At 73.1% G+C, this 16,810-nt stretch carries 16 protein-coding genes; 9 read left to right on the forward strand and 7 right to left on the reverse strand.

All coding sequences use genetic code 11. The features are described from left to right. Window positions 1-82 precede the first annotated feature (82 nt). Both BLQ67_RS09510 and BLQ67_RS09515 read right to left on the reverse strand, forming a co-directional pair. On the reverse strand, window positions 83-1,012 hold the full coding sequence (locus BLQ67_RS09510; protein WP_092504537.1) for an ROK family protein: 930 nt from the start codon (window positions 1,010-1,012) through the stop codon (window positions 83-85). Between the two features lie 230 nt (window positions 1,013-1,242). Then, window positions 1,243-2,931, reverse strand: a complete 1,689-nt coding sequence (locus BLQ67_RS09515; protein ID WP_172802288.1) for a sigma-70 family RNA polymerase sigma factor — start codon at window positions 2,929-2,931, stop codon at window positions 1,243-1,245. A 122-nt stretch (window positions 2,932-3,053) separates the two neighbouring features. Between BLQ67_RS09515 and BLQ67_RS09520 the strand changes: the two genes are divergently transcribed. After that, window positions 3,054-3,674 (forward strand): pyroglutamyl-peptidase I, encoded by a 621-nt coding sequence (locus BLQ67_RS09520; protein WP_092504541.1) that lies wholly within the window; start codon window positions 3,054-3,056, stop codon window positions 3,672-3,674. An 85-nt stretch (window positions 3,675-3,759) separates the two neighbouring features. Here the strand turns inward: BLQ67_RS09520 and BLQ67_RS09525 are convergent, their stop codons facing one another. From BLQ67_RS09525 to BLQ67_RS09545, 5 genes are all read right to left on the reverse strand, one after another. Next, on the reverse strand, window positions 3,760-4,425 hold the full coding sequence (locus BLQ67_RS09525; RefSeq protein ID WP_092504543.1) for a YdeI/OmpD-associated family protein: 666 nt from the start codon (window positions 4,423-4,425) through the stop codon (window positions 3,760-3,762). A gap of 193 nt (window positions 4,426-4,618) precedes the next feature. Further along, window positions 4,619-5,671 (reverse strand): threonine aldolase family protein, encoded by a 1,053-nt coding sequence (locus tag BLQ67_RS09530; RefSeq protein ID WP_092504545.1) that lies wholly within the window; start codon window positions 5,669-5,671, stop codon window positions 4,619-4,621. Window positions 5,672-5,775: 104 nt separating this feature from the next. Next, window positions 5,776-8,022, reverse strand: a complete 2,247-nt coding sequence (locus tag BLQ67_RS09535) for a bifunctional metallophosphatase/5'-nucleotidase (protein WP_092504547.1) — start codon at window positions 8,020-8,022, stop codon at window positions 5,776-5,778. A gap of 153 nt (window positions 8,023-8,175) precedes the next feature. Continuing rightward, window positions 8,176-8,877 carry a prepilin peptidase gene (locus BLQ67_RS09540; RefSeq protein ID WP_231945016.1) on the reverse strand — a complete coding sequence of 234 codons (702 nt, stop codon included), beginning with the start codon at window positions 8,875-8,877 and terminating at the stop codon, window positions 8,176-8,178. Window positions 8,878-8,938: 61 nt separating this feature from the next. Further along, window positions 8,939-9,565 carry a TetR/AcrR family transcriptional regulator gene (locus tag BLQ67_RS09545; RefSeq protein WP_092504549.1) on the reverse strand — a complete coding sequence of 209 codons (627 nt, stop codon included), beginning with the start codon at window positions 9,563-9,565 and terminating at the stop codon, window positions 8,939-8,941. Window positions 9,566-9,826: 261 nt separating this feature from the next. Between BLQ67_RS09545 and BLQ67_RS09550 the strand changes: the two genes are divergently transcribed. The 8 genes from BLQ67_RS09550 to BLQ67_RS09585 all read left to right on the forward strand — a co-directional run bounded on the left by BLQ67_RS09550 (window position 9,827) and on the right by BLQ67_RS09585 (window position 16,767). Next, window positions 9,827-10,045, forward strand: a complete 219-nt coding sequence (locus tag BLQ67_RS09550; RefSeq protein WP_092504551.1) for a Flp family type IVb pilin — start codon at window positions 9,827-9,829, stop codon at window positions 10,043-10,045. 92 nt (window positions 10,046-10,137) lie between these two features. Further along, window positions 10,138-10,539 carry a TadE/TadG family type IV pilus assembly protein gene (locus BLQ67_RS09555; protein WP_231945017.1) on the forward strand — a complete coding sequence of 134 codons (402 nt, stop codon included), beginning with the start codon at window positions 10,138-10,140 and terminating at the stop codon, window positions 10,537-10,539. Beyond that, the gene (locus BLQ67_RS09560; protein WP_092504553.1) at window positions 10,527-11,585 is read left to right on the forward strand and encodes a Tad domain-containing protein; all 1,059 of its coding nucleotides are present in this window, start codon (window positions 10,527-10,529) and stop codon (window positions 11,583-11,585) included. Before BLQ67_RS09555 ends, BLQ67_RS09560 begins: the two co-directional genes overlap by 13 nt. Next, on the forward strand, window positions 11,582-12,292 hold the full coding sequence (cpaB, locus tag BLQ67_RS16405) for a Flp pilus assembly protein CpaB (protein ID WP_157674777.1): 711 nt from the start codon (window positions 11,582-11,584) through the stop codon (window positions 12,290-12,292). Before BLQ67_RS09560 ends, cpaB begins: the two co-directional genes overlap by 4 nt. Next, the gene (locus tag BLQ67_RS09570) at window positions 12,289-13,476 is read left to right on the forward strand and encodes an AAA family ATPase (protein WP_092504555.1); all 1,188 of its coding nucleotides are present in this window, start codon (window positions 12,289-12,291) and stop codon (window positions 13,474-13,476) included. Before cpaB ends, BLQ67_RS09570 begins: the two co-directional genes overlap by 4 nt. Continuing rightward, on the forward strand, window positions 13,473-14,957 hold the full coding sequence (locus BLQ67_RS09575) for a CpaF family protein (protein ID WP_092504557.1): 1,485 nt from the start codon (window positions 13,473-13,475) through the stop codon (window positions 14,955-14,957). The genes BLQ67_RS09570 and BLQ67_RS09575 overlap by 4 nt, the downstream gene beginning before the upstream one ends. Further along, a complete protein-coding gene (locus BLQ67_RS09580) occupies window positions 14,954-15,883 on the forward strand; it encodes a type II secretion system F family protein (RefSeq protein ID WP_092504559.1) in 930 nt (309 codons plus the stop codon). The genes BLQ67_RS09575 and BLQ67_RS09580 overlap by 4 nt, the downstream gene beginning before the upstream one ends. Next, window positions 15,883-16,767: a type II secretion system F family protein gene (locus tag BLQ67_RS09585; RefSeq protein ID WP_092504560.1), complete on the forward strand. Its 885-nt coding sequence runs from the start codon at window positions 15,883-15,885 to the stop codon at window positions 16,765-16,767. Before BLQ67_RS09580 ends, BLQ67_RS09585 begins: the two co-directional genes overlap by 1 nt. Window positions 16,768-16,810 lie beyond the last annotated feature (43 nt).

Below are 16,810 nucleotides of genomic sequence, written 5' to 3' on the forward strand. Positions count from 1 at the left end.
CCGCCGCCCCGGGGCACCCAGAGATTTGAGGTTCTCGGCCACTTTTGATCTCAAGAGTGGCCGAGAACCTCAACTCGTCTGGTCAGGGGAGGGCGAGGCTCGCCGAGCCGATCGCCGTCGACCACCGGCCGAGCGCCGCCGGCACGATGCGGCGCGGCTGCGGCACCGACTGCAGCGGCGCGAGCGCATCGAGCTCCTGCTCGATGATCGGCAGCAGGATCGACTGCGCCGCCATGCCCACCGAGCCGCCCAGCACGACGATCTCGGGGTCGAACGCCGGCAGCATGCGCCGCAGCGCCGCGGCGATCGCGATGCCCGCGTCGCCCACGGCGCCGATGGATGCGGGATCTCCGGCGAGCGCCGCATCCACGAGGTGCTTCGCCGTCACCGGCATGCCGCCGGCGAGCTCGCGCGCCGCCGCGATCCGCATCCCGACGCGCGCGAGCGCCTGCCCGCCCGCGAACGCCTCGAGGCATCCGTGCGTCTCGCACGAGCACAGCGGGCCGTCCTCGACGACGGTCACGTGCCCGAGCTCGCCCGCGAAGCCGTGCGCACCCCGCAGCGCCTGGCCGCCGACGACGAGCGCGCCGCCCACGCCCGTGCCGAGCGACACGAGCAGCAGCGACTGCGCACCCCGGCCAGCGCCGAACCGGTGCTCGCCGAGCCCGTGCGCGTTGCCGTCGTTGTCGACGACGACCGGCAGACCCACGCGCGCCGACACGGCATCGCGCACGGGGAAGTCGCGGATGCGGAAGTGCGCAGCCCACGCGATCGTCGACGCGTCGGGCGTCAGCCACGACGCGATGCCGAGCCCGAGCCGCTCGGGCATCGGCTGCCCCGCGGCGGCGAGCGCGTCGCGCAGCTCGTCGGCCGTGCGAGCGATCTCGTCGAGCAGCCCGTCGGACGAGCGGATGCGGTGCTCGCGCCACGACCGGTGCAGCACCTCGCCGGCCTCGGTCATCGCGATGCCCGCGACCTTGGTGCCGCCGACGTCGATCCCGAGCAGAGTCACCGCACCATCCTGCCGTGTCGCGGATGCCGCGCGTCGCGGGTCACCGGCCAGGGCGACCCGCGACGACTGGGGTGCAGGAGCGGAGGGGCACCGACCCGTGCCCCTCCACTCGACCCGCACGGGAGCACGGGCCGACGCCCGTGGGCGTCACAGAGGTGACGGATGAGGTGGACTCAGCATGACGAGCGCCCGGGATGCTGGTGCATCCCGGGCGTGTCGTCGACACGCACCTACGGGACGATCGGAGGCAGGAGCGGCGGATCGATGGGCGGGATCACCGGACCCGGCGGGAGGCCGGGGATCTCGAGGAGGCACAGCCCGGCCGACTGCGGGTCGATCGGCACGGTGAGGGCCGACTGGTCGCTCGCAGCGGGGGTGAGCACGATCTGGCTCGGCGCCGCGCACAGCACGAGCGCATCGAGCGCCGACACCTGGAACGTCGCGACCTCCGCGAGCGCGGTGCACGTCGCGCCGCTGCAGTCCATGCCCGCGACCTCGGTCGACGTGAGCACGCCGTCGTTCGGCGCGCCCAGCTGGTACGTCGCGCCGGGCACGAGGCCGCTGATCGTCACCGTGGCGGAGGAGACCACGCCGAGCAGCGCGTCGTAGACGACCTGGCCGGGCGTGAGCGGACCGGGAGCCGGGGGCTCGGGGTCCACGGGCCCGGGGTCGACCGGGTCCACGGGCCCGGGGTCGACCGGGTCCACGGGGTCCACCGGGTCGACGGGGTCGACGGGATCGACGGGATCGACCGGGTCGACGGGGTCGACGGGATCGACCGGATCCACCGGAGGCTCGGGCTCGGTGACCGGAGGCTCCGGCTCCGTCGTCGGCGGCGTCACCACCGCGGGGTCGGTCGGCGCCGGCGTCGTCACGACGATCGGCGCAGGCCGCGGGGTCGCCTGCGCCACGCGGGCGAGCACGACGGGTGCCGTCTGCCCGGGGCCGACGACCGTCTCGGGGGCAGCGCCGGGCGCGACCTCGTCGGTCGCCGCGACGGGCTCCTCGTCGGCAGCCGACTGCGCGGCCGGGGTCGGGGCCGCCTGCGCCGCGGGCGGCGCGGCGACGCTCGCCGCATCCGTCGGCGTGAACGCGGCGACGGACGCGACGATCACGACGGTCGCCGCCGCAGCGGTGCCGACGATCGTCGTCGCGGCCACGGCCGGCTTGCGCACGATCGTGCCGATCACGGCCTGCGCGACGTTCGCCGGTGCGACGGCCACGGCGCCGCCGCCGACGAGCAGCGGCACGACCGCGAAGACCCAGCGACCGAAGCCGCGGCCGCCACGCACCTCGAGGCAGTGGTCGCAGCGCGCGACGTGCGCGAGCGCCGAGCGATCCTTCGATCGCGCGTGCACGGCGCACTCGCCGCCTGCCCGCTCCATGAGCACGGCCTGCAGCTCGCTGCGCAGCGCGCGACGGGCGCGCAGCGCGAGCACCGCGACGGCGTTGGGGGACATGCCCATGTCGCGTGCGACATCCTTCACCGGCACGTCGTCGATCACCGTGCGCGCCAGCACCTCGCGGTGCCGCGGCGACAGCGCGCCGAACGCCTCGCGCACGGGTGCGAGCGCGTCGAGGTCGTCGACGGCCATGGCGCCCAGGCGCGTGTCGGCGATCGACGCGAGCGCGTCGTCGGCGACCTCCGTGCCGACGACGGCCTGGCCATCCTTCGACCGCACGACGTCGATGGCGCGGAAGCGCACGCCGCGCGCCAGGTAGGCACCGGGATCGCGGATCTCCTCGCCGGCGTCGACGCGGCCGATCAGCTCGATGACCGTCGCCGACACGACGTCCTCGGCCACCTCGCGGCGGCGCACGACGCGCTGCGCGATCGCGAGCAGGCGCGGCTGCAGGTCGTCCCAGTCGTCGCGCAGCACGGCGCGGATCGCCGCGGTCTCGTGCAGCTCGAGGGTCATGGGCCACTCATCTCTCGTCCGGTGTCGCATCACCCGGATGGAGCGGCGGGTCGGTAGCAGACACTAGTCCCCCAAAGCCGTGAGCGACACTCAGATCTGTCCCCCGATGGCACGATCGGATCATGCGCATCCTGGTGACGGCATTCGAGCCCTTCGGCGGCGACGCCGAGAACGCGAGTCGCGAGGCGGTGCTGCTGCTCACCGAGCGCGGCGTGCCCGGCGTCGAGCTGGCCCTCGGCATCCTGCCCGTCACGTTCTCGACCGCGCCGCAGCGGCTGCGCGCGCTCGTCGACGAGCACGACCCGGATGCCGTGCTCGCGGTCGGTGAGGCCGGCGGACGGGCCGTCGTGACGCCCGAGCGGCAGGGGCGCAACCGCATCGACGCGCGCATCCCCGACGAGCTCGGCGATCAGCCGCGCGTCGTCGCCGTCGACGACGGCCCCGCGCTGCGGCCGGCGACGCTCGACGTCGACGCACTCGTCGCCGCGATCCGCGGTGCGGGCGTGCCCGCCGAGGCGTCGGACGACGCGGGCGGCTTCGTCTGCAACCGCATCGCCGTGGAGGTCGCCGGGCTGCCTGTGCCCGCCGCGTTCGTGCATGTGCCCGCCGTGCGATCGGTCGGCATCGCGGGCGTCGGCGGCGAGACGGATGCGGTCGCGGGCGTCGCGACCGCGCTGACGTTCGACGACCTGGCGACGGCACTCGGCGCGTGCGTCGCGTCGGCGGCGGCGCAGGTCGCCTGACCGGCCGCCGAATCGACGCCGGCGGTCGGCGCCGGGGGCGCATGCCGCTCGGTGGCGCGCTCGGCCGTGGATTCGGCGGGCCCGATCAGCGCGCGGCGTCGGCGGCTGCCGCGGCGCGCTCGACCCAGCGCGGCGTCACGACGGGGCGGAGGTTCGGCAGCAGCTCGCCCGCCTCGCAGCGCTCGACGAGCTGCGCCGCACGACGAGCGCGGGTCTCCTCGCGCTTCGCCGACGCGACCCAGTGGATGGCCGCCTTGCGGTAGCTCGCGGTCGCCTCGGCGAGGAAGGCGGTCGCGGGCGCGCTCGCGTCGAGCACCGCCTGCTCCGACCGCGCGAGCGCCACCGCCTCCTGCTCGTGCGAGTACGTGCCCGTGCGATCGGGGGTGCGGCGCTCGAACGCGGCGATGCCGGCCGGATGCATCCGCCCCTCGGCGAGCAGCCGCTCGACGTGCGCGACGTTCACCGCCGACCACGTGCTGACCGACTTGCGCGGCGTCCACCGCTGGCGGCGCGTGTGCTCGTCGATGCGCTGCGAGACCGAGTCGATCCATCCGAAGCACAGCGCCACGGGCACGGCATCCGCCCACCCGAGCCCGGGATCCGCCGCGGGGGAGGACTGCTTGTGCAGCCCCATCCACAGCTCGGTCGCCGTCGCGTGGTTGGCCTCGAGCCAGGCGCGCAGCTCGGCGGCGTCGCGGAAGAAGATCGCGGGCCGCTCGGCGCTCCCGCCCGGGGTGCCCGGCTGCGTCATGCGGTCAGCATGCCACCGACCGCCGACGCTCGTGCAGCCACCGATTGGTCCAGTTGTGGACCAATCGACGGGCGATTGGTCCACAACGGGACCAATCGATCGCAGAAGGTGGCCAGTCACCGCAGAAGGTGGCCAATCACCGCAGGAAGTGGCCGATCGACGGATGCAGCGCGGCCCCTCGGACGACGCCGGGCTACGCCGCCGCGACCGCCGCGCGCACCGCCGCGGCGAAGGCGTCGACGTCGGACTCCGTCGTGTCCCACGAGCACATCCAGCGCACCTCGCCCGACTCGCCGTTCCAGTCGTAGAACATGAACGACTCGCGCACGCGGTCGGCGACGCCGGCCGGCAGGTGCGCGAAGACGCCGTTCGACTGGGTCGGCTGCACGAAGTCCACGCCGTCGACGCCCTCGAGCGCCGCGCGCAGGCGCGCCGCCATCGCGTTCGCATGCCGCGCGTTCGACAGCCACACGTCGCCGTCGTACAGCGCGAGCAGCTGGGCGGACAGGAAGCGCATCTTCGACGCGAGCTGCATGTCGAGCTTGCGCAGGTACGTCAGGCCCTCGCCCGCACGCTCCGACAGCGTCACGACGGCCTCGGCGCCGAGCGCGCCGTCCTTCGTGCCGCCGAGCGACAGGATGTCGACGCCCGCGTCGGTGAGGAAGGCGCCGAGCGGCAGGTCGAGCGCCGCGGCGGCGTTGGCGATGCGGGCGCCGTCGACATGCAGCAGCATGCCCTTGTCGTGCGCGTGGTCGGCGAGCGCGCGGATCTCGTCGACCGAGTAGAGCGTGCCGAACTCGGTCGACTGCGTGATCGACACGATGCCGGGCTGCGCGCGGTGCTCGTCGCCGAAGCCCCACGCCTCGCGGTCGACGAGCTCGGGCGTCAGCTTGCCGTCGGGCGTCGGCACCGCGAGCAGCTTGAGGCCGCCGACGCGCTCGGGCGCGCCGCCCTCGTCGACGTTGATGTGCGCCCCGGTCGCGCAGATGACGGCGCCCCAGCGCGGCAGGCTCGACTGCAGCGCCAGCACGTTCGCGCCCGTGCCGTTGAACACGGGGAACGCCTCGGCCTGCGGTCCGAGGTGGCCGCGCACGACCTCCTGCAGCCGCGCCGTGTACGGGTCGAGGCCGTACGAGACGACGTGGCCCTCGTTCGCCGTCGCGATCGCGGCGAGCACCGCGGGGTGCACGCCGGCGTAGTTGTCGCTCGCGAACGTGCGGATGCTGGTGTCGTGGATCTGCTGCACGCATCCATCCTCTCGGTTCCGCGGTGCGCTCGGCGACGACGGAGGCCGAGAACGCCGAAGGCGGCCCCGACGCGAGTCGGGACCGCCTTCGATCGGTGGGTGCGTCAGACCGTGCGACGGCGACGCAGCACGAGGCCGAGGCCCAGTGCGAGCAGCAGCGCTGCGAGCGCGACGGCCGGGCCGGCGAGCTCGGCGCCGGTCTGCGGCAGCTCGCCCTGGCCGCCACCCGCGACGGGCGGAGCCGTCGGGGGCGTCGTCGGCGTCGGAGCCGTCGGCGAGGGCGAGGGCTCCTCGGTCGGCGGGGCGACGTCGGCTGCGACGTTGACCGTCAGCTCGATGAACTGCGTGAACTGGCCGTCGGCGCTCCATGCGTAGCGCACCGAGAAGGGGCCGTCCTCGGTGTCTGCGGGCACGGCGATCGTGACGGACGCGCGGCCCATCTCGTTGTCGTTGCCCTCGACGAGCCCGGTCGCAGGGTTGGGTGCGCACGTGCCGGTGCAGGTGATCGCGTTGTCGACCGGCACGGTGGCGAGCACGGTTCCCGGTGCGGCCGCAGGCACGACGAGGTCGCCCGCCGTGGTGCCGGGAAGCGTCTCGCCCGCCGTCGCGGGCAGCGTCAGGCCGCCGACGGTCGCGACGACCTCGGCCGGCTTCGGCTCGGTGCTCGTGAACGACAGCGACGACAGGTCGACCGTGATCTCGTCGCCCGGCGCGAAGACCTGGTCGAGCGACGTGACCTCGTGGAGGCCCACCGACTGCTGCAGGTACGTCGGGACGAGCGGCTCCTCGCCAGCGGCGAGGCGGTCACGGAAGAAGTCCGCCGTCGCCTCCCAGTCGATCGTGCCGGCTGCCAGCGCCTGCGGGTTCGTGCCCGAGTCGAAGACGGTGAAGCCGTCCTGGCCCTCGAGCAGGAACACGTTGGAGGCGACGGTGTAGGTGGCCTCGGTGTCGACGGGGGCGCCGTTCACGAAGACGTCGGTGACCCGGTCGCCGATCGGAGCGGTCGGGTCGTACAGGTAGCTGAGCTGCGGCGAGAGGCCGAGCGCGAGCACCGGGCGCGAGCCCTGGCCGAGGAACTGCTGCTCGAGCATCAGGTCGACCTGCGCGCCCGTGAGGTCGAGCGTGCCGATCAGGTTGCTGAACGACGTCACGTTGAACGCCTGACGGAAGGTGATGTCGCCGTCGGCGTTGGGCACGAGGTCGGCGCGGATGCCGCCCGGGTTGATGATGCCGAAGTCGGCGCCGAGGCCGCCGTCGTTGGCCGTCAGGTAGGCGATCTCCGCGATGAGGTTGCTCAGCGGCGACTCCGACCCGCGGTGCTGCGGGGTGCCGGAGTTCGGCTGACCCGTCGGCGAGGGCGCGAGGAACGGAGCACCGAGCTCGCCGATGACCTCTGCGCCGATGGGGCGGGCGTAGTCGAACGCGGCACGGACGGTCGCCGTCGTCGTCGGCTCGAAGCCGGCCCCGATGGGGTCGAGGCCGTCGGCCTGGCGCTGCGTGAGCGAGGTGACCGATCGGTTCTCAGCGGTCTGCACCGTGACGGTGCCGTCCTCCGCGACGGTCAGCGCGACGTGGCCGAGGCGAGCACCCGACGACGACGACTGCACGACGGTGACGCCGTTCGGCGTCGTCTGGACGTTCTCCTCGTGGGAGTGACCGGTGAAGGCGACGTCGACGTTGGTGTTGAAGCCGCTCGCGACGACGCCCGAGCCCTCGTGAGCGAGAGCGACGATCACGTCGGCCTGGTCGGTGAGGACGAGCTGGTCTGCGATCTGGTTCGTCACGGCCACCGGGTCGGTGAACGTGAGGCCGGCGACGCCGGACTCGCTCACGATGGAGGGCGTCTGCTGCGTGACGGTGCCGATGTAGGCGACGCGCACGTCGTTGAAGGTCGTGATGATCTCGACGCCGTCGAGGTCGGTCTGCCCCTCGACGTTCGCTGCGAGGTAGGGGAAGTCGGCGAGCGGCACGACGCGGTCGACGAGGTCGTCGAAGCCCTGGTCGAACTCGTGGTTGCCGACGGCCGAGACCTGCAGGCCGGCGTCGTTGAGCGCCTGGATCGTGGGCTCGTCCGCGTCGATCGCGGACTCGAAGGTCGAGCCGCCGATCGAGTCGCCGACCGACGAGAAGACCGTGTCCCGGTTGGCGAGACGGAAGTCCGCGACCTGCTGCGCGATGTTCGGCGCGGTGCGCAGCGCGCCGTGGAAGTCCGTGATGGAGAGCAGGTCGACGGTGGTGCCTGCTGGCGTCGGCTCTGCGGACGCCGGTGCCGCGACGCCGAGGCCGAGCGCGATGGCTCCGGCAGCGGCGACGGCCGAGACGGCGCCGCGGCGCACGTTCGATCGAGTCATGAGTGAGTGATCCTCAGTCTGAAGGTCAGGGATGCGCCCAGCCTATGGATTCGCACAGCCCCGAGGCCGGATCGCGACGAGGTCGTTACCAAGCGTTCACATGAGGAGGCTCGCCACGGCGTGTCGCGAGCCTCCGTGACCTCTGCGACGGCGTCAGCGCAGCGTCGCCCACGCGATCGCGGCGGCCGCGCCGAGCATCATGAGCGGTCCGAACGGCACCTGCACGCCCCGGATCGAGCGCCGGACGACGAGCAGCACGACGGCCACGACGAGCAGCAGCACGAACGCGGCGAGCACGCCGACGAGCAGCACGAGCCACCCGTGCCACCCGAGCGCGAGGCCCAGCGGCACCGCGAGCTTCACGTCGCCGAGGCCCATGCTCGACGGCGAGATCCACGCGAGCGCGAAGTAGCCGAGACCGGCGGCGAGCGCCGCGAGCACCGCGGTGCCGAGCCGGGCCCAGTCGCCCGTGATCGCGGATGCGACGACGAGGGATGCGAGCAGTCCGCCGAGCGCCGGCAGCACGAGCGCGTCGGGCAGCCGCTCGGTCGCGAGGTCGACGGGGGCGAGCAGCGCGCACGCGATGCCGAGGATGCCGAGGCCCACGGCATGCGCGGGGCTCGTGGCCGCGAGCACGGCAGCAGCGCCGCCGGCGACGCCGAAGGCCGTCGGGATCGCGCGGTGGAGCCAGCGGGAGTCCGACTCGACGAGGCGACGCGCCCACGGGGTCAGCGCCCAGGCCGCGGCGCCGCACGCGAGGGCGGCGAGGGCGACGGCGAGGGGCACGGGTTCCATCTTGCGGGGTGCGTTGCCGTCGACGGTGCGGCTCGCTCGAGGCGCGTCCTCGACGGGCACCCTTCGAGGCTCGCTGCGCTCGCACCTCAAGGAGCGGGCATCGCAGCGAGCCGGTCGTGGATCAGTCCTCGGTCAGGCCCGTCTCGAGGTCGGCGAAGCCCGCCGCGACGAGGTCGCCGATCGTCGGCTCGTCGCCCTCCTGCCGCACCCACACGCGCACGGCGGTCTTCACGACGCTCGCGGCGGCGCCGGCGACGAGTCGGGGGTGCGCCTCGGTCTCGGCGTCGAGCCCCATCCGCTCGGCGACGGCGACGCGGATGGCGTCCTCGAGCGCGTCGTACTGCGCCATGCGGTGCGGCAGCAGCGTCGGGTACGCGTCGATGAGCCGCTCCTTGATGCGCAGCGCCTCGAGCTGCTCGGGCGTCCACGAGCGCACGCCGTAGACGAGCAGCGTGCGCAGGGATGCGAGCGGTGCCTCGTCGTCGGGGCGGTCGCGCAGCGCCGCGGTGAGCACGCCGAGGTCGTCCTCGCCGGCGGCGACGATCGCGGCCTCCTTCGACGGGAAGTAGTTCGACAGCGTGCGCGGCGACACGAAGGCGCGCTCGGCGATCTCCTCGACCAGCACGCCGTCGACGCCGTGCTCGACGGCGAGTCCGAAGGCGGCGTCGGCGATGGTGCGGCGCGTGTGCAGCTTCTTGCGTTCGCGCAGCGACGGTCGTCGGCTCTGCGCAGGGTCCTTCTCGGGCATGAGGCGACACCTTAGAACGTGCCGCTGGGGAAATCCTGCGCAACCTGTAACCCTGTGGACAATTCGAACGTTCGAAGTGTCCACGGGGGACGATTTCGCGACTCGCAGCACTCGCCGGGCATGTTCACAGTTCGCATTCAGGTTCGCACGCCGAACTCTTGCCAAACTCCTCGAATTGCGGGAGACGCAAATGCGCTCCACCTGAAGTCATCTCGCAGACCGTGCGGCCAGGCACGGAACCCGACCCGATAGGAACCCACCATGTTCGCAGCACTGCAGGCCATCCAGGGCCGCATCGCAGACCGCTTCTCCGCCTCCGACCGCGGCGCCACCGCCGTCGAGTACGGCCTCCTCGTCGGCCTCATCGCCGTCGCGATCATCACCGCCGTCTTCCTCCTCGGCGAGCAGCTGAACACGATGTTCGGCGAGGTGCTCACCGCCCTCCAGGGTGGCGGCGCGCCGGCCGGTACCGACGGCTAGTCACCGCTCCATCGTCGGATGCGGCGGCGGGCCTGAAGGTCTGCCGCCGCATCCACCGTTTTCGGCATCGCACGCCATCGGAGGAGGTCGTCGTGCGTGCACTTCGCACTCGTGCGCTGCGCGAGGCGAGGGACCGGGGAGCGGTCGCGGTCGAGTTCGCGATCGTGCTGCCCGTGCTCGTCGCCCTGACGCTCGGCATCCTCGCCTTCGGCTACGCGCTGCACATCCAGTCGGTGCTCGACGCGTCCGCCCGTGAGGCGGTGCGCATCGCCGCCATCTCGACGCTTCCCGACCGCGCGGCCGCCGCGCGCGAGGCGGCCATCGCCACGGCGACGCCCAGCGTCACGCTGCAGCCGTCGAACATCGCCATCAGCCCCATCACGTGCCTGATCGGCGACCGCGTCACCGTGACCATCACGGTCGACCACCAGCTGCTCGGCGGCCTCGGCGCCATCGAGCTCACCGGACGAGGGACCATGCGATGCGGAGGCTGACCCGCGCGCGCCGCGACCGCGGCGCAGCCGCCACCTGGGTGGCGCTGCTCATCGTGCCCCTGCTCGTCGTCGGCGCCCTCGGCATCGACGTCGGGCTCGTGCAGGTCGACCGCCAGCGCCTGCAGACCGGCGCCGACGCGGCGGCGCTCGCCATCGCGACGCAGTGCTCGCGCCAGGTGTGCACGAACACCACCAACGCGCTCGCGGCGCAGGACATGGCGACGGCCAACGCGCCGCTCGTCGACCCCGCCTACGCCACGGTCGACGTCATCGACCGCACCGAGGGCTACGTCGAGGTCACGACGACCTCGACGCGCGACCACTTCTTCGGCCCCGTCGCCGGCATCGACTCCTCCCAGCTCAGCGCGACGTCCGGCGCGCGCTGGGGCTACCCCGAGCGCGGCACCGTCGACCCGCCGCTCGCGATCTCGTGGTGCGCGCTCGCCGCCGCGGTGGGCACGAACGTCGTCCGTGACCTCACCGGGCGCATCGTCGGCGTCGACCTGCCCGTGGCCGGGCAGCGGTCGCTCCTGAGGTCGGTCGGCCTCAACGTCACGGTCTGCCCCGGGGCGCTGGTGTCGTCGCTCGGGCTCTCGGGGCTGCTCCAGACCCTGCCCTTCGGCTTCCTCGCCGGCCCCGGATGCGGGAGCACCGTCGTCGAGGTCGGCGCGTGGGTGTCGCAGTACCCGCAGACGAACGCCCCTGCGGCCTGCCAGCCGCCGAACTTCGCCCAGTATCTCGGCGAGACCCTCTACCTGCCGGTCTACAGCGAGATCCGACTCAACAACCTCACGCGCACGAACCAGTTCCGCATCTACGCGTTCGTCGCCGTCACGATCCACGGCTACAACCTCGGCAACGGCATCCGGTCGAACCCCAACCCGTGCCCGCCGACGCTGCTCAATCCCGACCCTCGGTGCCTCGACCTCAGCTTCGAGCTCGAGCTCGGCATCGACTCCCCATCCGACGACTTCGAGTACGGCCCCGGCGCCCCGCCCATCGGCGACCCGCGCGTGCAGCTCGTGCTTCCAGAGGAGAGACCATGATCCGTCGCGTGCTCGTCATCGCGTCGGCGCTCGTGCTCGCGATCGTGGGAGGCGTCGTGACGTTCTCCTACGCATCCGGCGCCGACGCCCGCGCCATGGCCGGACTCGAGCCCACCCCGGTGCTCGTCGTCGTCGAGCCCATCGCCCAGGGCACGCCGGCGTCGGCGATCGCCGACGCCGTCGAGCTCGACGAGCTGCCCGCCTCCGCGGTCGCGCCCGGCGCGCTCACCGACCTCGGTGACATCGCCGACCAGGTCGCCACGTCGGACCTCGTCGTGGGCGAGCAGCTGCTCGCGAGCCGCTTCGCGGCGCCCGACGACCTCGGCGGCGCCGTCGAGGTGCCCGAGGGCATGCACCTGCTGACGTTCGACCTCGAGGCGCGCCGCGTCGTCGGCGGCGACGTGCAGGCCGGCGACCGCGTGGGCGTCTTCGTCTCCGACGGCGACCCGCTCAACCCCGCGACGCGCCTCGTGCAGCACCGCGTGCTCGTCGTCGCCATCGCAGGCGGCGCCTCCACCACGACGAACGCCGAGACCGGCGAGCAGACCGAGCAGGCCGCCCAGCCGATGATCTCGATCACGCTCGCCGTCGACGCGACCGCGGCCCAGCAGCTCGTGTACTCGGCCGAGTACGAGCTCCTCTACCTCTCCCTCGAGCCCGAGGGCGCCGCCGACGGCCCGGGCGTCATCACGGAGGTCATCCGATGACCGCGGTCCTGCTCGTCTCCGACTCCCCCGAGCTGCACGCACGCGTGCACGACGCCTCCGGCGGCACGTGCATCGCCGTGCCCGCGCAACCGCTGCCCACGGATCCGCGGCACCTGCTGGCGCTCGCCGCGGCGCCGTCGCAGCCCGAGGTCCTCGTCGTCGACGCCACGCGGTCGTCGCGCGAGGCCATCGCGCTCGCCGCCCGCATCGACGTCGAGCTGCCCGGCACGGGCGTCGTGCTCGTGGGCGATCCCGACGTGCTGTCGCTCGACGCCATGCGCGCCGGCGTGCGCGACGTGCTGCCGCCCACGACCGACGTCGCCGCGCTGCGCACCGTGCTCGAGCGCGTGGCCGACAGCATGCGGATGCGGTACGCCGCCCCCGTCGTCGCAGGCATCGAGGCGACGACGCTCGAGACGCCCGGTCGCGTGCTCTCGGTGCTGTCGCCCAAGGGCGGCGCCGGCAAGACCACGATCTCGACGAACCTCGCCGTGGGCCTCGCGCTCGCCGATCCCGGATCCGTCGTGCTCGTCGACCTCGACCTGCAGTTCGGCGACGTCGCGACGGCCCTCGGGCTCGACCCCGAGTACGCCATCGACGACGTCGTGCGGGCGCAGGCCGTGCGCGACCCCATCGCGCTCAAGACGCGACTGACGCAGCACTCCTCGGGACTGTCGGTGCTCTGCGCGCCCGCGACCCCAGCGGGTGCCGACGTCGTGACGCCCGACCAGGTCGCCGCCGTCATCACGGCGCTCTCGCGCCAGTTCCGCCACGTCGTGCTCGACACCGCGCCCGGCCTCGACGCCACGACGCTCGCGGCGCTCGACCACACGACCGACCCGCTGCTGCTCACGACGTTCGACGTGCCCGGCGCGCGCGGCCTCGCGAAGGAGATGGCGACGCTGCGCGAGCTCGGGATGCTCACCCACGCCCGCCAGGTGGTGCTGAACTTCGCGAACCCCGGCAACGGGCTCAGCGTGCGTGACGTCGAGGCGACCATCGGGTCGAAGGTCGACCTCACGATCCCGCACTCGAAGGCCGCGACGGCCGCGATGAACATGGGCGTGCCGATCATGGCCGGCAAGCCGCGTGACGCCGTCGCCCGTCGCCTCGCCACGCTCGTCGCGTACTACCGCGAGGTCGACGAGCGCCGCTCGAGCGGCCGTCACCGGGCTGCGGCATGACCTCCCTCGCGAACCGGCTCGCCGCCGCGCGCGGCGACGAGGCCGCGCCCGCGGCGCCACTGCAGGCTCCCGCTCCGCTCGCGGCGCCGAGCGTGCCGCAGGCCGCCGCGCCCGCATCCCTGCCCGACGTCGAGCACCGCCAGACGCTCGCCGAGCGCACCCACGCGCCCTCGGCACCGGCGCCCGATGCCGATGGCCTGCAGCGCGTCAAGGCACGCGCTGCCGATGCCCTCTTCGCCCGCATCGGCACGCGCCTCAACGACCCCTCGCTCACGGAGGCGCAGCTGCACGCGCTCGTGCGCGAGGAGCTCGGTGCCGTCGTCGAGGCCGAGCCCACGCCGCTCACGACCGACGAGCGCCAGCGCCTCATGGCCGAGGTGCGCGACGACGTGCTGGGCCTCGGCCCGCTGCAGCGCCTGCTCGACGACGACACCGTCAGCGAGATCATGGTCAACGGCCCCGACATGGTCTACGTCGAGCAGCACGGCCGCCTCACCCTCTCCGGCGTGCGCTTCACGTCGGAGGACCAGCTGCGCCGCGTCATCGAGCGCATCGTCACGCGCGTCGGCCGCCGCATCGACGAGTCGTCGCCCATGGTCGACGCGCGCCTCGAGGACGGCTCGCGCGTCAACGCCGTCATCCCGCCGCTCGCGTTCTCGGGCTCGACCCTCACCATCCGCAAGTTCTCGCGCGACCCGCTCGTCGTCGACGACCTCATCCGCTTCGGCACGCTGACGCCGCAGATGGCCGAGTTCCTGCGCGCCTGCGTCGAGGCGCGCCTCAACATCATCGTCTCGGGCGGCACCGGCACGGGCAAGACGACGCTGCTCAACGTGCTGTCGTCGTGCATCCCCGACGACGAGCGCATCATCACGATCGAGGACGCCGTCGAGCTGCAGCTGCAGCAGGACCACGTCGTGCGCCTCGAGTCGCGTCCCGCGAACGTCGAGGGCAAGGGCGAGGTCACGATCCGCGACCTCGTGCGCAACAGCCTCCGCATGCGCCCCGACCGCATCGTCGTCGGCGAGGTGCGCGGCGGCGAGACGCTCGACATGCTGCAAGCCATGAACACGGGCCACGACGGCTCGCTCTCGACCGTGCACTCGAACTCGCCGCGCGACGCCGTCGCCCGCCTCGAGACCCTCGTGCTCATGGCCGGCATGGACCTGCCGCTGCGCGCCATCCGCGAGCAGATCGCGTCGGCCGTCGACGTCGTCGTGCAGCTCTCGAGGCTGCGTGACGGCACGCGCCGCATCACGGCCGTCACCGAGGTGCAGGGCATGGAGGGCGAGCTCGTGACGATGCAGGACGTCTTCGTGTTCGACTTCTCGGCCGGCGTGGATGCGCAGGGCCGTTTCCTCGGGTCGCCCATCGCGACGGGCGTGCGCCCGCGCTTCGCCGAACGCTTCGAGGACCACGGCATCGTCATCCCGCCCGGCACGTTCGACCCGCCCGTGCGGGCGGCGAAGGGCGCCTGGTGACCGCCGCGCTCGTCGGCGCGATCGTGGTCGCCGTCGGCATCGCCGTCGCCGTGCTCGTCGTGCTGCAGCCGTTCCGCGTGCGCCTCGCCCGCTCGCGGCGCCGCCCCGGCGTCGCCGAGGGCGAGGGTGCGCTCTCGGGTGCCGCGGACCTCGCCTCCAACCTCATGTCGAAGGCGATCCAGCCGCGCGCCGGCGCGCTGGCGCAGTCGCTCGACCTCGCCGGCATCCGCATGCGGCCGCAGGACTTCGCGCTGCTCGTGCTCTTCGGTGCCCTCGTGATCGCCGCGCTCGTGGTCGTGCTCGGCGGCGGCATCCTGGCGCTGCCGCTCGGGGCCGGCGCCGTGGGCATCGCCTGGCTCGTCGTGCGCTCGCGCGTCGCGAAGCGCCGCACCGAGTTCGCGAACCAGCTCGGCGGCACGCTGCAGCTCATGTCGTCGAGCCTGCGCGCGGGCCAGAGCCTCATGCAGGCGCTCGCGTCGGTCGCGAAGGAGGCTGAGGAGCCGACGAGCAGCGAGCTCACGCGCGTCGTGAACGAGACCCGCGTCGGCCGCCCCGTGGTCGACGCGCTCGAGGAGGCGGCCGACCGCATGGCGAACGTCGACTTCAAGTGGGCGACGCAGGCCATCGCCATCAACCGCGAGGTCGGCGGCAGCCTGTCGGAGGTGCTCGAGGGCGTCGCCGCCACCATCCGCGAGCGCGGCATGCTGCGGCGTCAGGTCGCTGCGCTGTCGGCAGAGGGTCGCCTCTCGGCGATCATCCTCATGATCCTGCCCGTCGGCGTCACCGGCTTCGTCGCGATCTCGAATCCGAGGTATCTCGCGCCGTTCGTCGAGCATCCGTTCGGTCCTGTGCTCATCGGCCTCGCGGTGCTGATGTTCGTCGTCGGTGGCCTCTGGCTGCGCAAGACCGTCGAGATCGAGCTCTGATGGACCCGCTCGTGCTCGTGGGATGCGCGCTCGTCGCCGGCTCGCTCGTCGTCGCCGTGCTCGCGCTCACGTCGTTCTCGACCGCCGAGCGCACCCGCACGCTCGCGAACCTGCAGCGCGGTGCGATCGCCGCCGAGGTCGCGGCGTCGACGCCGAAGGCTCGCCCGACCGAGGCGCCGCTCGCCGTGCGGCTCACACCCACGGCCGTGCTCTCGATGCTCGACCGGCAGCACTCGCGCGCCGGACGTCCCGCGGGCGCGCCCATCGAACGGCTGCTCGCGCTCAAGCTCGCGTGGGTGCCGATCGCGCTCGTGCTGATCGTGCTCGTGCTCGTCGGCCGGCCCGCACCGCTGCTGGTGCTCGTGGTGCTCCTCGGCTCCGTCATCGTCTACTTCCTGCCCGAGCTGCTGCTGCTCAGCCGCGGACAGGAGCGCGACCAGCGCATCCAGAAGGAGCTGCCCGACACGCTCGACCAGATGCTCATCGCCGTCGAGGCGGGCCTCGGATTCGATGCGGCGATGTCGCGCACGGCGGGCAACGGCGACGGCCCGCTCGCCGACGAGCTCACGCGCACGCTGCAGGAGATCCGCATGGGCCGCTCGCGCCGCGAGGCGTTCGAGCAGCTCGCAGAGCGGACCCAGGTCGCCGATCTGCGGCAGTTCGTGCGCGCGATCCTGCAGGCCGACGCCTACGGCATCTCGGTGACCGACGTGCTGCGCACGCAGGCCGGCGAGATGCGCCTCAAGCGTCGCCAGCGCGCCGAGGAAGAGGCGCAGAAGGTGCCGGTGAAGGTGCTCATGCCTGTGATGCTCTGCATCCTCCCCGTGCTCTTCATCGTCGTGCTCGCGCCCGCGGTGATCGACATCGTGGCGGCGTTCTCGTAGCGATTCCTCGAGGGCGTGGTCACCTCCTGCCGGTGAGTGGTCA

The sequence above is a fragment of the Agrococcus jejuensis genome (assembly GCF_900099705.1).
GTDB lineage: Bacteria > Actinomycetota > Actinomycetes > Actinomycetales > Microbacteriaceae > Agrococcus > Agrococcus jejuensis.

Excerpts from the sequence above, each read along its gene's own strand:
- BLQ67_RS09575 (WP_092504557.1), top strand. The coding sequence starts at position 13,473 with ATGACCTCCCTCGCGAACCGGCTCGCCGCCGCGCGCGGCGACGAGGCC.
- BLQ67_RS09550 (WP_092504551.1), top strand. The coding sequence starts at position 9,827 with ATGTTCGCAGCACTGCAGGCCATCCAGGGCCGCATCGCAGACCGCTTC.
- cpaB (WP_157674777.1), top strand. The coding sequence starts at position 11,582 with ATGATCCGTCGCGTGCTCGTCATCGCGTCGGCGCTCGTGCTCGCGATC.
- BLQ67_RS09515 (WP_172802288.1), bottom strand. The coding sequence starts at position 2,931 with ATGACCCTCGAGCTGCACGAGACCGCGGCGATCCGCGCCGTGCTGCGC.
- BLQ67_RS09570 (WP_092504555.1), top strand. The coding sequence starts at position 12,289 with ATGACCGCGGTCCTGCTCGTCTCCGACTCCCCCGAGCTGCACGCACGC.
- BLQ67_RS09520 (WP_092504541.1), top strand. The coding sequence starts at position 3,054 with ATGCGCATCCTGGTGACGGCATTCGAGCCCTTCGGCGGCGACGCCGAG.
- BLQ67_RS09545 (WP_092504549.1), bottom strand. The coding sequence starts at position 9,565 with ATGCCCGAGAAGGACCCTGCGCAGAGCCGACGACCGTCGCTGCGCGAA.
- BLQ67_RS09585 (WP_092504560.1), top strand. The coding sequence starts at position 15,883 with ATGGACCCGCTCGTGCTCGTGGGATGCGCGCTCGTCGCCGGCTCGCTC.
- BLQ67_RS09525 (WP_092504543.1), bottom strand. The coding sequence starts at position 4,425 with ATGACGCAGCCGGGCACCCCGGGCGGGAGCGCCGAGCGGCCCGCGATC.
- BLQ67_RS09535 (WP_092504547.1), bottom strand. The coding sequence starts at position 8,022 with ATGACTCGATCGAACGTGCGCCGCGGCGCCGTCTCGGCCGTCGCCGCT.
- BLQ67_RS09560 (WP_092504553.1), top strand. The coding sequence starts at position 10,527 with ATGCGGAGGCTGACCCGCGCGCGCCGCGACCGCGGCGCAGCCGCCACC.